Annotated in this window: 14 protein-coding genes; 8 read left to right on the top strand and 6 right to left on the bottom strand. The window is 71.3% G+C overall.

From position 1 onward, the window contains the following. Nucleotides 1–37: 37 nt before the first annotated feature. Entirely contained in the window at nt 38–505 is a 468-nt protein-coding gene (locus G569_RS0113125) for a hypothetical protein (protein ID WP_028063741.1), read from the top strand. Here G569_RS0113125 and G569_RS0113120 read toward each other — a convergent pair whose 3' ends face one another. The 4 genes from G569_RS0113120 to G569_RS63785 all read right to left on the bottom strand — a co-directional run bounded on the left by G569_RS0113120 (nt 506) and on the right by G569_RS63785 (nt 4,434). After that, entirely contained in the window at nt 506–1,150 is a 645-nt protein-coding gene (locus G569_RS0113120; RefSeq protein ID WP_028063740.1) for a glycoside hydrolase family 16 protein, read from the bottom strand. A gap of 69 nt (nt 1,151–1,219) precedes the next feature. Beyond that, a complete protein-coding gene (locus tag G569_RS0113115; RefSeq protein ID WP_028063739.1) occupies nt 1,220–1,618 on the bottom strand; it encodes a PPOX class F420-dependent oxidoreductase in 399 nt (132 codons plus the stop codon). A gap of 12 nt (nt 1,619–1,630) precedes the next feature. Beyond that, nucleotides 1,631–2,692 carry a PucR family transcriptional regulator gene (locus tag G569_RS0113110; RefSeq protein ID WP_028063738.1) on the bottom strand — a complete coding sequence of 354 codons (1,062 nt, stop codon included), beginning with the start codon at nt 2,690–2,692 and terminating at the stop codon, nt 1,631–1,633. Nucleotides 2,693–3,627: 935 nt separating this feature from the next. Continuing rightward, nucleotides 3,628–4,434 (bottom strand): sigma-70 family RNA polymerase sigma factor, encoded by an 807-nt coding sequence (locus tag G569_RS63785; protein ID WP_169542135.1) that lies wholly within the window; start codon nt 4,432–4,434, stop codon nt 3,628–3,630. A 117-nt stretch (nt 4,435–4,551) separates the two neighbouring features. Between G569_RS63785 and G569_RS48035 the strand changes: the two genes are divergently transcribed. The 3 genes from G569_RS48035 to G569_RS0113085 are packed head-to-tail and all read left to right on the top strand — an operon-like array spanning nt 4,552 to nt 6,914. Then, nucleotides 4,552–5,697: a S1C family serine protease gene (locus tag G569_RS48035; RefSeq protein WP_053226293.1), complete on the top strand. Its 1,146-nt coding sequence runs from the start codon at nt 4,552–4,554 to the stop codon at nt 5,695–5,697. 37 nt (nt 5,698–5,734) lie between these two features. Then, nucleotides 5,735–6,661: a VWA domain-containing protein gene (locus G569_RS0113090; protein ID WP_028063737.1), complete on the top strand. Its 927-nt coding sequence runs from the start codon at nt 5,735–5,737 to the stop codon at nt 6,659–6,661. Nucleotides 6,662–6,695: 34 nt separating this feature from the next. Beyond that, the gene (locus G569_RS0113085) at nt 6,696–6,914 is read left to right on the top strand and encodes a hypothetical protein (RefSeq protein ID WP_028063736.1); all 219 of its coding nucleotides are present in this window, start codon (nt 6,696–6,698) and stop codon (nt 6,912–6,914) included. Nucleotides 6,915–6,920: 6 nt separating this feature from the next. On the opposite strand, the gene G569_RS0113080 is transcribed toward G569_RS0113085, so the two are convergent. Beyond that, nucleotides 6,921–7,106, bottom strand: a complete 186-nt coding sequence (locus G569_RS0113080; protein WP_028063735.1) for a hypothetical protein — start codon at nt 7,104–7,106, stop codon at nt 6,921–6,923. Nucleotides 7,107–7,126: 20 nt separating this feature from the next. On the opposite strand from G569_RS0113080, the gene G569_RS48030 reads away from it, so the two are divergent. Further along, nucleotides 7,127–7,564: an HIRAN domain-containing protein gene (locus tag G569_RS48030; protein ID WP_037496279.1), complete on the top strand. Its 438-nt coding sequence runs from the start codon at nt 7,127–7,129 to the stop codon at nt 7,562–7,564. On the opposite strand, the gene G569_RS48025 is transcribed toward G569_RS48030, so the two are convergent. After that, nucleotides 7,523–9,541 carry an MMPL family transporter gene (locus G569_RS48025; RefSeq protein ID WP_064750341.1) on the bottom strand — a complete coding sequence of 673 codons (2,019 nt, stop codon included), beginning with the start codon at nt 9,539–9,541 and terminating at the stop codon, nt 7,523–7,525. The two genes, G569_RS48030 and G569_RS48025, sit on opposite strands and share 42 nt — an antisense overlap. 55 nt (nt 9,542–9,596) lie before the next feature. Between G569_RS48025 and G569_RS0113065 the strand changes: the two genes are divergently transcribed. From G569_RS0113065 to G569_RS48020, 3 genes are all read left to right on the top strand, one after another. Further along, on the top strand, nt 9,597–10,253 hold the full coding sequence (locus G569_RS0113065; protein ID WP_028063734.1) for a TetR/AcrR family transcriptional regulator: 657 nt from the start codon (nt 9,597–9,599) through the stop codon (nt 10,251–10,253). Nucleotides 10,254–10,263: 10 nt separating this feature from the next. Then, on the top strand, nt 10,264–11,622 hold the full coding sequence (locus tag G569_RS0113060) for an SH3 domain-containing protein (protein WP_028063733.1): 1,359 nt from the start codon (nt 10,264–10,266) through the stop codon (nt 11,620–11,622). A 78-nt stretch (nt 11,623–11,700) separates the two neighbouring features. Continuing rightward, nucleotides 11,701–14,139 carry a S8 family peptidase gene (locus tag G569_RS48020; RefSeq protein ID WP_053226291.1) on the top strand — a complete coding sequence of 813 codons (2,439 nt, stop codon included), beginning with the start codon at nt 11,701–11,703 and terminating at the stop codon, nt 14,137–14,139. Nucleotides 14,140–14,163 lie beyond the last annotated feature (24 nt).

The following is a 14,163-nucleotide window of genomic DNA, read 5'->3' as shown; positions in this document are numbered from 1 at the left end:
CGGGAATCGGGACGTCGGCGGCAGCGTGGTATCTGCCATGAATCGACGTCCCTCCGCCGCACTGATAGTCGCGGTCCTGGCCCTGATCGTCGCGACCGGCGGCACCGCCGTCGCCCAGGGCATCCTGATCCGCAGCTCCAGCCAACTCGCCGACCGGGTGGTCACCAACCGGAAGCTGAGCAACCCGATCTTCACCGCCGCTGTCGACCCCGACGGCACCGTCTCCAGCGCGCAGTCGGTCGGCGTCGACCAGTCGCTGACGCGCAAGATCGATCAGGTCGGCGGCGGCGTGATCTACGACGTCGGCTTCCAGCAGGACGTGTCGCAATGCGTCTACAGCGCAACGCCCGGCCAGACCCGGCGCGCCGGCAACCTGTCACCGGTGTTCCTGGACGTCCAGAGCCGCGCGAGCAATCCGCGGATCGTCACGGTCTTCGTGCGCGACGAGAAGGGGTCGTTCTTCACGCCGCTGCGCCCGTCCTTCCACCTGATCGTCGTCTGCTGATCAGCGCATGCGGATCTCGTCGAAGAGCGCGGTGCGGCTGTCGACTGGGGCGAGCCCGTCGAGCCACGCCGGGAACCACGCGTTGGCGAAGAGGTTCATCGGCGCCTTCGGGACGCCCGTCGACCACGTGCGCAGGGCGACGCCGTCGACGCGGAACGTGACCTTGCCCTTGCCCCAGGCGATCTCGTAGTCATGAAGGGCGGTCGTAGGGTCGAAGCCGAGTGAGCGGGTCTCGGTGTGGGTCTGGCGGCCGCCGGCGTAGGTGGTGAACATGACGAGGCCGCGCGGGTCGTTGTAGAGCTCGATGTCGATCTCCGACGCATAGTCGGGCGGCGCGTAGAGGAAGAAGCCGGTGATCGAGCTCGGGGCGTTCGGCGCCTGCAGCCGGGCGGTGGCCGTGCCGGAGGCGAAGGTCGCGGTGCTGCGGATCTCGCCGCCGTCGGTCGTCCCACCCGGGAGCGCGAGCCCGAGCGCGCCGTTCGCCACCGTCACGTTCGCCGCGGTCAGCGTGCTCCGGCCGAGCTGGTGCTCGCCGACCGCCCACCGTTGCGCGTCAAGCGTGTCGAAGGGATCGGTGAAGGCGGCTTGGGCGGCGCCGGGAACGACGAGCATCGCGATCAACACCGCGAGCAGGAGACGAGGCATGACGCTCTGTTTCGGCGCTCATGCCTGGCCTGCCGCGGCATCGGGGAACTTGATCGAAAGGTCGTCCAATCAGGCCTTGACGTGGCGGATCTTCGACGGCGCGAGGTGGAACTTGACCCGCACCTCGCCGGGCGAGCGCCACGGGTAGGTGTCCTGGTTGATGTACTTCTGCGCGAGGACGTCCATCTGCTTGTCGGCTTCCTCGCCCGCGTCGACCTCGACCGCGGAGCCCGTGATCACGGCGTACTCGTACGGGTTCTCCTGGTTGAGGAGCGTCAGCGTCGCGCGCGGCTCGCGGGCGAGGTTCGTCGGCCACACGCGGCCGCGGGCGCTGTTGAACGTGACGTTCTCGCCCTCGACGTCGATCCAGATGATCGTGCTGTGGACGGAGCCGTCCGCGTTGATCGTCGCGAGGACGGCGTGGTTGGGCTTGGAGAGCAGCTCGGTGAGATCGCTGAGTTGGGCCATGGCCAGGTCTTATCAGGCGAGGCTCGCCAGCCAGGCGAGACCGCGATCCCTTGGCGCGTTCAGATCGAGCCCCGTGCGCTCCTCGATCCGGGCGACGCGGTAGTTGAGCGTGTTGCGATGGACCGGCAGCGCGGCGGCCGCGGCGGACTTGTCGAAGCCGTGCTCGACGAGCGCTTGGAGTGTGCGCGCGAGCTCGTCGGTCAGCGGGCCGTAGACGCGCTCGACGAGCGCGCGGGCGTAGCGCGGCGACGCGTGCAGCAGCAGTTCGGGGAGGTACTCGGCGGGGCGGACGATGCCGCGCCGCCCGCGGGCGATGTCCGCGAGCGCGCGGAGCTCGTCGAGCGCCGCGGCGAGGCCGCCCGCGGGCTCCGGCCCCGCGCCGCGGCCGTCCGACGGGGCCGCCGCGGCGAGGCATCCCGCGGGCTCCGCCCCGCCGCCGCGCGGCTCCCCCAGCGCGACCAGTGCGGCGGCCGGCCACGTCACGTCGCCCCGCAGCAGGCCCGCCGTCCGCGCGCCTTCGGCGACCGCGATCGCCCCCTCCCGGCGCAGCTCGGCGGCGAGCGCGGCATGCCCGCCCGCGCCGCCGTCCTCCAGCACCGCGACGAACGGCGTGAACGCTCCGTCGCTCGCGAGCGCGCGTTCGAGCTGCTCGTGGGCGCGTTGCTCGGCGGTCGGGACGCCCGCTCGGTGGAAGACGTCGGTGACCGCGTTCATGTAGCCGAACAGGACGTCGGCGCCGCTGAGCAGCGCGAGGCGCTCGTCGTCGTCGGCGGCGGCGACGAGCGCGTCCCAGCCCGCCTGCGCGGCGGTGCGGTAGATCAGCAGCCCGTCCTCCATCGTCATGCCCTCGCTCAGGCGGGCGCGGATCGGGCCTTCGAGCTGCTCCACGTCGGGTGGCGTGCCGTCGAGCAGCCAGCGCACGAACTGGTCGACGTTGGACCGTAGGACGGCCGCGGTCTGGTCGGACTCGAAGTCGCGGAACGCGGGCAGCTCCTCGAGCCGGCGCTGCAGACCGGCCGCGAGGTCGTCGAGCGAGATCCGCTCGATGATCCGGCGCAGAACGTCGTTGTGCACGGTGCACAACTTACGACCCTGAGGTTCGGCGCGCTTGCCGACGATGCACGCCCTCGCCGGGTCGACCCTGTGGGTATGCGCAAGATCATCCTCGTCAGCCTCGCGATCGTCACCGTCTCGCTCGCGTTCATCGCCTCCTACTCCGCTGCACTGCACGACCCGACCCCGCACGAGGTGCCACTCGCGGTCGGACGCGACGTGCCCGCGAACGTCGCGACCGAGCTCGACCGCTCGCCCGCGATCGCGGTCGTCCGCACCGATGACCCGCTGCGCGCGATCGACCGCCGCGAGGCGTACGGCGCGCTGACCGTCGCGAACGGCGACCTGACGCTCACCACCGCCCCCGCGGCGTCCTCGGCCATCGCCACGCTCCTCGAGCAGGAGGTCCTGCCCGGCAAGGCCCAGCTCGCGACCACCCACGCACTCGCCGGCGGCGACAACCGCGGCCTGATCGGCACCTACACCGTGATCGGGTGGGTCATCGCGGGCTATCTCGGCGCGACGCTGTTCGGGATGACGTTCGGCACGCGCGGCCGGGTCGCGCTGCGGCTCGGCGCGCTGAGCGTCGTCGGCCTGCTCGTGGGGCTCGGCGGCGCGCTGATGGCGTTGCCGCTCGGCGGTCCGTGGCTCGGACTTGCACTCCTCGGCGCCCTGGTCGTGACGAGCGTCGGCGCGGTCACCACCGCGCTGCAGGCGTGGCTCGGGATCGCCGGGACCGGCATCGCGATCCTGCTCTTCGTCGTGCTCGGCAACCCGTCCTCGGGCGGCCTCGCGGCGCCCGAGCTGCTGCCCGGCTTCTGGCGCGAGATCGGCCAGGCGCTGCCGGTCGGCGCGGGCGTGACCGCGTTCCGCGACGCCGTGTACTTCCCGGCGGCCTCGCTCTTCGCCCCGCTGGCGACACTGGCGCTGTGGGGTCTCGCCGGCGTCGCCCTCAGCTACGCCGCGGCGAGCTCCGGCGCGGCGCGCAGGCGCCTGAGCGCCAGCTCCTCGAGGTGGCGGATGTCACGCGGTCTGAGGCGTAGGGCCTTGGCGGTCTCGGACGGCGTCGACGGCTTCGCGCCCGAGAGGCCGTAGCGGGTCTCGATCACCCGCCGTTCGCGCGCCGGAAGATGCGCGAGCGCCTTGTGCACGTCCTCGGCGAGGAGCGCGACGTCGGGGTCGTAGACACTCTGATCGGGCAGCAGGTCGCCGAGGCTCGCGCCGTCGTCGTCGGAGCCCACGGGCTCGTCGAGCGAGATCGTCGAGCGGCGCAGCTGCTGCAGCTCGATGACCTCCGGGAGCGTCGCCTCGGTCGCCTCGGCGAGCTCGGACGGCAGCGGGTCGCGGCCCAGCTCGGCGGCGAGCTTGCGCTCCTCGCGCTCCAGCGCCCGCAGGCGCTGGCCCACCTGCTCGGGAATGCGGATCGCACGGCCCTTGTCACCGATCGCGCGGCCGATCGCCTGGCGGATCCAGATCGTCGCGTAGGTGCTGAAGCGGAAGCCCTTGCGGTGGTCGAACTTCTCGACCGCGCGGACGAGGCCGAGCGTCCCTTCCTGGATCAGGTCGGCGAAGGTGAGGCCGTGCCCGGCGTGCTGGAAGCGCTTGGCGACGTGCACGACGAGGCGCAGGTTGGCTTCGATCATCCGCTCCTTGGCCTTGAGGTCGCCCTTCTCGACCAGGCGTGAGAGCCGAAGCTCTTCAGCGGGCGTGAGCAGCGGCGTGCGGGCGATCTGCTGGAGGAACGGGGTGAGCTCGTCGGCCATGAGCAAGCACCCTGGTTTCGGTTTCTCAAGGCAGCCCCGTGCGACGTATAAATGCGACGTAAGCGGCGGTTCGGGGCTTATGCGGATCTGACGGTGCGCCTTTCAGTCTCGGTGCATATGACCGATCCCCTGCTCTGGCTCGACGGCGATCCCACCGACGGTCGCCGGGCCCGCCCGCACGAGCCCGTCGTGGAGGCTCGTACCGAACCGCTGCCACCGCTGCCGCCCTCCGTACCGCCCCGCCGCAGCGGGCGCTTCACGTCCGCGCTGGCCGGCGGGCTCGTGTCCGCGGTGCTCGTGGGTGGCGGCGCGTTCGCTCTCGGGTGGGTGGGCGACGACGGGACGAAGACCGCCGCGGTCGCTCCCGGCCCCGCGCTGGTCGGCGCCAAGCAGACCGGGGACGTCGCGGCGATCTACGCCGCCGCGCGCAACTCCGTCGTGTCGATCAAGACCTCGGACGGGTCGGGGACGGGCTTCGTCGTCAAGGCCGACGGCACGATCGTCACCAACGCCCACGTCGTCGGTTCCGAATCGACGGTGCAGGTGCAGTTCGCCGACGACGACACGGTCTCCGGCCGCGTGGCGGGCGTCGATCGCTCCTCGGACCTCGCGGTCGTGAAGGTCTCGACCTCGCGGACGCTGAAGCCGCTGGCGCTGGCCGACTCGAGCGCCGTCAAGACCGGCCAGCTCGCGGTGGCGATCGGTTCGCCGTTCGGGCTCTCCCAGACGACCACCGCGGGCATCGTCTCCGGGACCGGCCGTCACATCCAGGCGCCGGACGGCTTCCAGATCGACTCCGTGATCCAGACCGACGCCCCGATCAACCCGGGCAACTCGGGCGGTCCGCTGCTCGACGCCTCCGGCCGCGTCATCGGCGTCAACTCGCAGATCGCGTCGCAGTCGGGCGGCAGCGTGGGGATCGGCTTCGCGGTCCCGTCCAACACCGTCCGCGACGTGATCCCGCGGCTCGAGCGCGGTGAGACGATCAAGCGCGCGTACCTGGGCGTGTCGACGTCCGGGGACTCCGGCAAGGTCACGGTCGCGGCCGTGAGCGCCGGCGGGCCCGCCGCGAGCGCCGGCTTGCAGGTCGGTGACGTGATCACGTCGGTGGGCGGCAAGAAGGTCGCTTCGCCGGACGACGTCGCCGCGGCGATCCAGGACAAGCGCCCCGGCGAGTCCGTGGCCGTCAAGGTGACGCGCGGCGGCTCCGCGCAGACGGTGAACGTGACCCTCGCCGAGCGCCCGGCGAACGCGACGCCATGATGCGCCGCAGCTCCCTCGGCGACGCGGAGGCTCCCCGATGACGTTCCAGTCCCCTTGGCTCCTGCTCGGTCTCGCGCTGCTGCCGTTCCTGGCGTGGGCGTATGTGGGTGCGGAGAAGCGCCGCCGCCGTGCCGCGGCCGCCTTCGCCGCGCCCGCGACGTCGGCGAGCGTCGTGCCGCGCCGGCCGGGCTGGCGCCGCCACTTCCCGCTCGCGCTCGCATGGCTGGCGATCGCCGCCCTGATCGGCGCGTTGGCGCGGCCGCAGGTGAGCGTCGCCGTTCCCGCCGAGCAGGCGACGATCGTGCTCGCCATGGACCACTCCGGCTCGATGGCGGCGACCGACGTCGCGCCCTCGCGCCTGACCGCCGCCCTCGACGCCGGCGAGGCCTTCCTCGACAAGGTCCCGAAGCGGGTGCGGGTCGGCGGGGTCGTCTTCGACAACGTCGCCGAGGCCGTCCAGTCCCCGACCACCGACCGCGCCGTGCTGCGTGAGGCATTGAAGGAGGCGATGAAGCCGAGCGGCGGCACCGCCACCGGCGACGCGCTCGCCGCCTCGCTGCAGATGATCCAGACTGCGGGCAAGAAGGCTCCGGGCGCGATCGTCCTGCTGTCCGACGGCAAGGAGACCCACGGCCGCGACCCCCTCCCGGTCGCCGACCAGGCCAAGAAGCTGAAGATCCCGATCTACACCGTCGCGCTCGGCACCGCCTCGGGCACCCTGCCCAACGGCGACGCCGTCCCGCCCGACACTTCCACGCTCGAGCAGATCGCTTCCCGCTCCGGGGGCGAGGCCTTCACGGCCGCCGACACCGACGCGCTCAGCGCCGTCTACAAGAAGCTCGGCTCCGAGGTCGCGATGAAGAAGGAGCCGCGCGAGGTCACTGCCGGCTTCGCGGGCGGCGCCGCCATCCTGCTCCTCCTCGGCGGCGGCCTCTCCCTTAGGTGGTTCAGGCGTTTGCTTTGAGAAACCTTCAGAAACCCACGCTTGACTGAGGCCCATGCTTTACCGCAGGGTCGGGTTCCTCGCCACGCTTGCCGCCGGAGCGGCGCTCCTCGGAGCGTCGTTTCACGGGATCACGTCCGTCGACGACGAGCTCAAGCTCGCGGCGGCGACCCCCGCCCCGGCGACGACGACTGAGAGCGTGAACGACCGGCGCGGCCGCGACTGCGACCGCCACGACGGCGGGGGCCGCCACCACGGCGGCCCCGAGGTCTAGCGCGGGTCAGCGGCGTCGCAGGGCCTTCGCGACCGTCGCGCCCACGTAGTAGACGGACATCGCGAAGAAGCCGAGGCCGATGATCGTGCGCGCCGTGTCGTCGTCGATCGGCAGGCGCGGGGCAACGACGTCGGCGACGGTCTTGCGCCAGCCGGCGAGGCTGGCGTGGCCGAGATGTTCATGGATCTGCATGACGGGTCACCATTAGGTCGGTGGAGGTCGACGTCGCATTCCAGGAGCGGTACTGGTACCCGGACGACGGCGGCGAGGTGTGGGTCGCCGGGTACTACCCGATTGACGGGACCGGACGCTTCCTCGCCCGCGACGCGCTGCCGGCGGGCCTGATCGTCACGCACGTCGCGGGCGCGACGCACCGGCCGGACGCGCTCGCCTCGGACGAAGCACAGCCGGGCTCGGCGCTGCACCTGCGCGCCGAGCCCGAGAACCCGCACGACCCCAACGCGGTCGCCGTCCACCTCGCTTCGGGAGCGCCCGTGGGCTACGTGCCGCGCGACGTCGCGCCGAGGATCGACGCGACGTGGTCGGCGGCCGTGCTGCGGGAGTTCCGCCCCACTCCGCGGGACCCGCGCACCGGGCTCACGATGCTGCTAGCGCACGCTGAGCGCCTCACGTTGCGCCCCACGGCGTAGCTTCGGGGTCCACCAGTTGGCGTCGCCCATCAGCCGCATCAGCGCGGGGACCAGCAGCGCGCGGACCACTGTGGCGTCGAGCACGATGCCCGCGGCGACCCCGATCGCCAGCGGCTTGATCTCATAGCCCGGGCTCGTCGAGAGCACGAGGAACGCGAACGCGAGGATCAGCGCGGCGCTGGTGACGAGCTTGCCGGTCCGCGCGAGCCCGAGCTCGATGGCGCGCTCGGTCGAGCCCGTCTCGTCGTAGGCCTCGCGCATGCGGCTGAGCATGAAGACCTCGTAGTCCATCGAGAGCCCGAACAGGAAGGCGAAGATCATCACCGGCACCCAGGCCGTGACCGAGCCGCTGGCATCGACGTCCCACAGGCCCGAGCCGTGGCCCATCTGGAACACGATGACAACGACGCCGAAGGCCGCGGCGAGCGAGACGAGGTTCAGCAGCACGGCCTTGATCGGCAGCACGATCGAGCGGAACGCGAACGCGAGCAGGATCAGCGTCAGCCCCATCACCAGCGCGAGCACGAGCGGCATCCGGCTCGACAGCACGTCGAGGAAGTCGCGGTCCACCGCGGCGAGGCCGGTGACGGAGGCGCCGGTGGCGCGGACGCGGTCGATGATGCCTGCCACGGCGGGGTCGCCGCCGTCGACGGCCGGGAAGGCCTCGATCAGCGAGTCATGGCCCCGCGTGGCGATCACGCGCGCCGACACCACACCCTCGACGCCACCCACCCGCGCCGCGTCGCCCAGCACCACGAGCGGCTTCATGACGCCCGGCGTGACGCCCGCGGCCGACAGCTGGTCGCGGCCCTCGATCGCGGTCCCGACGCCCGGGAACTTCGCCAGCGGCGCCTCGTTGGCGTTCAGCTGCGTGCCGAACCCGCCCAGCACGCCGAGCACGACGACGCCGATCAACGCGACCCGCACCGGCCGGCGCACGACGAACCGCGACCAGCGCACCCACGCTCCACCGTCACGTGAACCCACACGCCGCGGCAGCAGCGGCACGGAGTCGATCCGCGTCCCGACCACCGCGAGCAGCGCCGGCAGCAGCGTCAGCGACGCGAGCACCGACACGGCGGGGATGAGCATGCCGCCGATGCCCATGGAGCGCACCAGCGGGAGCGGCAGCGCGACCATCGCCAGCAGGCCGATCGCCACCGTCGAGCCCGAGACGATCACCGAGCGCCCGGCGTGCACGACGGTCTGCTCCAACGCGGTCTCGACGTCGCGGCCGGCGCGCAACTCCTCGCGGAAGCGCATGACCAGCAGCAGCGCGTAGTCGATCGCGATCCCCAGCCCGACCAGCGCGATCAGGAACTGGACGATGATCGACACGTCGGTCACATGGGTCAGCCCCCACACGAGCGTGAACGTGTTCAGGATCGCCGCGATCGCCACTGCGAGTGGCATCAGCACCGCGGGCAGCGTGCGGAACAAAAACAGCAGCACGACCAGCGCGCCGAGCCCGCCGATCAGCGCCTCCGCCAGCACGCTCGCGCCACCGGTCGACCCCTGCTTTGACGCCTCGTCGAGCGCGTCGCGCCCGGTGACGTTCACGGACGTCCCCGCCGGGAGCCCGACCGCGGCCGCGGCGCGCATCCGCTCCGCGTCGCTCAGCTTGTCGAAGCTCGCCTGGCCGGGTGGGTAGACGAGCCCGTAGGCGGTGTCGTCCCCGGCCGAGTAGGTCTTGCCGGCAAGCGCGCCCGGCATCGACGCGGCCGCGCGCTGCAACGCGCCGTCGACGGACGCGACGTCACCGTGGACGACGACCACGTTGGGCGAGCGCACGCCCGCGCCGAACTCGGCGAGCGCCCGCTGCCCGGTCTCGTACGCGGGGGCACCCGGCACCGCCGAGCTCTGGTACCAGCGGTCCGCGAGGCGACCGGAGGTCACGACGCCGACCAGCGTCAGGACGACCCAGACGCCGATCACGAACCATCGATGGCGGAAGACGAAATGTGCGAGGGATCTCATGATGGCTCCTTTGACTTACAGCGTAAGCTTACGGCGTAAGGTACACTTACGCTGTATGCCTGTCAAGCGCCCCGCCCTCAACCGCGAGAAGGTGCTGCAAGCCGGCCTGAAACTGGCCGACGCGCACGGCGTCGAGGAGCTGAGCATGCGCAAGCTCGCCAAGGCGCTCGGCGTGGAGGCGATGTCGCTCTACAACCACGTCGCCAACAAGGACGACCTGATCGACGGCCTGATCGACCTCGTGTTCGACGAGATCGAGGCGCCGCAGCCCGGCGTCGAGTGGCGCACCGCGCTGCGCCTCCGCGCGACGACCACGCGCGAGGCGCTGCGCCGCCACCCCTGGGCGAACGGGCAGATGGAGGGCCGCGCGCGCCCCGGCCCGTCGAGCGCCCGCCTGCACGAAGCGGTTCTGCGCTGCCTGCGCGAGGCCGGCTTCTCCGTCTCCGACACCGCCCGCGCCTACTCCATCCAGGACAGCTTCATCTATGGCTTCGCCCTGCAGGAGCAGTCGCTCCCGGCGTTCGACGACGCGGCGATCAGCGCGGAGGTCGCCGACCGCGTCATGCGCCTCGTCGACCCCGACGTGCTCCCCTACACCGCCGAGATGGTCGACATCCACGTGCGGGCCGGCGGCTACAACCTCACCGCCGAGTTCGAGTTCGGCCTCGAGCTGATCCTCGACGGGTTGGAGCGGCTGCGCGCCACCGGATAGGGTCGCGCGCATGAAAGAGGCAGCCGAGCCCGTACTCGCCCCGACGCCGGCTGCCCCCGCGCCGGCGATCGCCACCGTCGTGCCGACCGGCGCGCCGGACGTCGTGCTGAGCATGCAGCGCACGGTCGGGAACCGCCATGTCACCCGCCTGCTCACCGACCAGCGCACGGCGTGGCTGAGCCGGATGCCGATCCGCAAGGGCGCCGGCAAGGGCTCGCTCGCCGAGGCCGAGTCCGCTGACATCTTCGAGGCGCCGGACGACGCGAGCAAGAAGGTCGGCACGCTCGCCAAGGGCAAGACCGTCGACCTGACCTCCGAGGAGCCCGGCTACTACGGCGTCATCGCCGATGGTCAGAAGGGCTACGTCAAGAGCAGCGAGCTGGCGACGGCGATCGACGAGTTGCCCGCGGCCAAGGACGCCGAGTTCGCCGCGCGGGCGAAGACCGCGAGCGATGCCATGGACGCCGCCGGGCATCTCGCCGGCAAGGCGCTGCGGGGACAGGGCACCGCGCCGAGCGGCTCCGGCGGCGCGCTGCCGGACTGGTTCCGCCAGCTCCAGTTCAAGCTGTCCATGGTCACCACCTGGGCCAATGAGGAGGAGGACGCGCAGCAGGTCCTCGACGACTACCTGACCTTCTACATGCAGGCCTGGCACGGCGACCTGCCGCCGAGCGTCAAGTACCTGTTCCAGTACGCCGGACGCAGCTCGATCAACCAGGCGAGCGCCGCCAAGGGCGGATTCGGCAGCGTCGGCAAGTTCGGCGGCGGCATCAACGACAAGGGCAAGCCGAACCCGAACTGGTGCACGCAGACCAGCTCGAGCGCGATCGTCAACGCGCTGAAGGAGATGGGCTACGCACCGACGGTGAAGATCGAGGCGTTCCTGAACAACATCGGCTTCCAGAAGGTCAACGGCGCCCCGAACACCGTCTCGGGCTCGGCCGCGTTCTCCGCGCCGCTGTTCCCAGGCGACCAGGTCATGTACCTGTTCGACGGCTGCCAGTACGGCGGCCACACGGTCACGGTCGTCGACGACCTCGGCGCCTCATTCCTGCACATCTCGGGAAACACGGGCGACGCGATCGCGGTCGGGGTCGGCGAGGCCAAGCGGCTCACCAGCGAGCCGAAGGTCAAGGCCGGCGGGGCGTTCAAGCTCGCCGAATGCAACAAGGTCGGCACCGCGGAGGAGCGCGACGCATCGACCGCCTACATCAAGGGGCTTGATTTCGGCGGAAAGGTCCTGACCTATTCGATCATTCGCGACAGCGCGTTCTTCGCGGAGATCGAGTCGATCCCCGAGCTCGGAGAGGACCAACAGGCCAAGCTCCTGCAGAAGTACAAGCTCCAGCGCATCAGTGTCAGCACGTGACGGTTCCCGCTTGACAAGGTGAAGCAGTCGTGAACTGATTCCAGGGCGGAGGGAAGTTCGAACGTTGGGGGGTGGGCTGTGGTTCTGGCCAACAAGCGCGTGCGCGCGTCGCTGCTCGCTGCGCTGCTGACGGCATCGGTTGCGGGACCGGCGCAGGCGCAGTTGTCGACGGCGCCGCCGCCCATCACGACCTACGACGGCGATCCAGGCCGCGCGGGCGATCCGGCGAGCTGGCGCACGCCGGAGTTCCTGCGCGACAACGGGATGCTGTCGATCAGCGCGGAGTTCGCATACGCGGCGGGCTACTCGGGCACCGGCATGAACATCGGGGTCGTCGACTCGGGGACCTTCGAGGGCCACATGCGCGAGCACGGCAGCAAGGCGACGAACTACGCGGTGGGGGACCGCTACCACGCGGTCGTCGCGCAGGGAGGTGACACCGGCCCGACGTCCGGCTACTACAACCAGCTGTTCAACGACCTGCACGGCACGCACGTCACCGGCACCATCGGGGCCAGCCGTGACGGCGTCGGCGAGACGACGCCGGCCGAGAACATGCACGGTGTGGCGTTCAACGCCGATCTCTACGTCGGCAACACGGGCAAGACCGACGGCGTCCTCTACGGCAAGTGGCCGGCGAACGTGACCGCCGCGCAGAAGCCGGACAACGCCTACATCGGCAACGTCTACCGAGCCGTGAACGCGCAGGCGACGGCCGACGGCAAGCCGATCCGCCTGATCACCTCGAGCTGGGGCAGCCAGCCGAACACAGAGAACTACGGCCCGCTCGAACCGGCCGCCGGAAACCCGTCGAGCTACGGGCTCAACACCGCGTGGCGCTACCTGTCCCTGCCGGAGGGCGTCGCCGATCCGGACGGCAACACGTCGCACTGGCTCAACGGCGCGATCGACGTCGCCCGTACGGGCACGATCATCCAGTTCACGGCCGGCAACTCGGGCTACGTCAACCCGACGCCTCGCGGCGCCGCGCCGTACTACATGCCCGAGCTCGAGGGCCGCTGGTACACGACGTCGGGCATCAACCCCGGCACCGGGCGCACGTTGAACGCCGACGGGTCCGTCCTCGTCCCCGGCACCCAGGAGTTCAATCAGTGCGGCGTGGCGAAGTGGTCGTGCGTGACCGCACCGAGCCGCAACATCAACTCGACCGTGGTGACGGTGGTCAACGGCGTGCCGCAGCCGCGCTACGGGAGCGCCTCGGGCACCTCGATGGCCGGCCCGCACTCGGCCGCGGAGCTCGCGCTGATCATGAAGCGCTTCCCGTACATGACCAACACGCAGGCGCTGTACACGCTATTCACGAACGGCCGCCAGAACGCCACCATCGGCAACCCCGCGGTGCAGAACCCGGACCGCGGCAAGGCGGTCCAGGTGCCGGACGCGCGCAACGGCTGGCACACGCCGAACCTGCGCGACGCGTTCAAGGGCCCGGGCCAGTTGCTCGGCCCGACCGTGCTCGACACGCAGGGCTACAGCGACACGTGGTCCAACGACATCTCCGACGTGGCGATCCGCGCCCGCAAGGGCGAGGATGAGGCCGAGGCGGCCGCGTGGGCGCAGACCAAGGCCGACAAGGGCTGGACGAACGGCCTGCCCGCGAACGCGGGCGAGGTCGACAGGACCCAGTACGAGACCGGCACGCGTCGCGAGGCCGCTCGCAACGCGCGCGTGTACACCGGCAGCCTGACCAAGCAGGGCGAGGGCACGCTGACCCTCAGCGGCAACAACACCTACACCGGTACGACCACCGTTGCCGGCGGCACCCTCGCGGCCACCGGCAGCCTCGGCGGCGACCTCGACGTCACCGCCGCCGGCACCTTCGCGCCCGGGAACGGCGCGCGCGTCGGCGGCAACGCCCGGCTCGCCGGGCGCACACAGATCACCCTGCACGGCAGCGCCGACTACGGCTCGCTGCGCGCCGACGGCGACGTCGTCCTGAGCGGCCCGCTGACGCTCGACATCCAGGGCCCGCTCACGCCCGGCACCAAGCTCACGCTGGTCAAAGGCAAGACGCTCACCGGCACCTTCGCCGGCCTGCCCGAGGGGACGTACATCAATCAGGGCGGTTACTGGCTCTGGGTCTCCTACCTGGGCGGCGAGGCGAGCGTGTTCGTCGCCGCGACCACGACCGTCAGCGGCACCGTGCCCGCCACGCTCGCGCTCACGCTCGGCGCCCCGGCGAACTTCGGCGCCTTCACGCCCGGCGTGGCCAAGGAGTACACGGCCTCCACGACCGCGACCGTCCTCTCGACCGCGGGTGACGCGACGCTGACCGTCGCCGACCCGAGCCCGACCGCCACGGGCCACCTGGTCAACGGCGCGTTCACCCTGCCGCAGCCGCTGCAGGGCCTCGGCGTCGTCAAGACCTGGAGCGCCCCGACGTCGAACGAGGTCGTCCCGGTGACGTTCAAGCAGGCGATCGGCGCCGGCGATCCGGTCCGTACGGGGACATACGCGAAGACGCTGACGTTCACGCTGTCGACGACGAACCCGTAGCCGCTCAATTTGCCGGGGGATCGG

This window comes from Solirubrobacter soli DSM 22325 (assembly GCF_000423665.1).
GTDB lineage: Bacteria > Actinomycetota > Thermoleophilia > Solirubrobacterales > Solirubrobacteraceae > Solirubrobacter > Solirubrobacter soli.
The sequence above is the reverse complement of the archived record's forward strand: the minus strand, read 5'-3'. Positions and strand labels throughout refer to the sequence as shown.

Bases quoted from the DNA above. Each gene is read 5' to 3' on its own strand.
- G569_RS0113125 (WP_028063741.1), top strand. From the start codon at position 38: ATGAATCGACGTCCCTCCGCCGCACTGATAGTCGCGGTCCTGGCCCTG.
- G569_RS48035 (WP_053226293.1), top strand. From the start codon at position 4,552: ATGACCGATCCCCTGCTCTGGCTCGACGGCGATCCCACCGACGGTCGC.
- G569_RS0113065 (WP_028063734.1), top strand. From the start codon at position 9,597: ATGCCTGTCAAGCGCCCCGCCCTCAACCGCGAGAAGGTGCTGCAAGCC.
- G569_RS0113060 (WP_028063733.1), top strand. From the start codon at position 10,264: ATGAAAGAGGCAGCCGAGCCCGTACTCGCCCCGACGCCGGCTGCCCCC.
- G569_RS48025 (WP_064750341.1), bottom strand. From the start codon at position 9,541: ATGAGATCCCTCGCACATTTCGTCTTCCGCCATCGATGGTTCGTGATC.
- G569_RS0113085 (WP_028063736.1), top strand. From the start codon at position 6,696: ATGCTTTACCGCAGGGTCGGGTTCCTCGCCACGCTTGCCGCCGGAGCG.
- G569_RS63785 (WP_169542135.1), bottom strand. From the start codon at position 4,434: ATGGCCGACGAGCTCACCCCGTTCCTCCAGCAGATCGCCCGCACGCCG.
- G569_RS0113115 (WP_028063739.1), bottom strand. From the start codon at position 1,618: ATGGCCCAACTCAGCGATCTCACCGAGCTGCTCTCCAAGCCCAACCAC.
- G569_RS0113090 (WP_028063737.1), top strand. From the start codon at position 5,735: ATGACGTTCCAGTCCCCTTGGCTCCTGCTCGGTCTCGCGCTGCTGCCG.
- G569_RS0113080 (WP_028063735.1), bottom strand. From the start codon at position 7,106: ATGCAGATCCATGAACATCTCGGCCACGCCAGCCTCGCCGGCTGGCGC.
- G569_RS0113120 (WP_028063740.1), bottom strand. From the start codon at position 1,150: ATGCCTCGTCTCCTGCTCGCGGTGTTGATCGCGATGCTCGTCGTTCCC.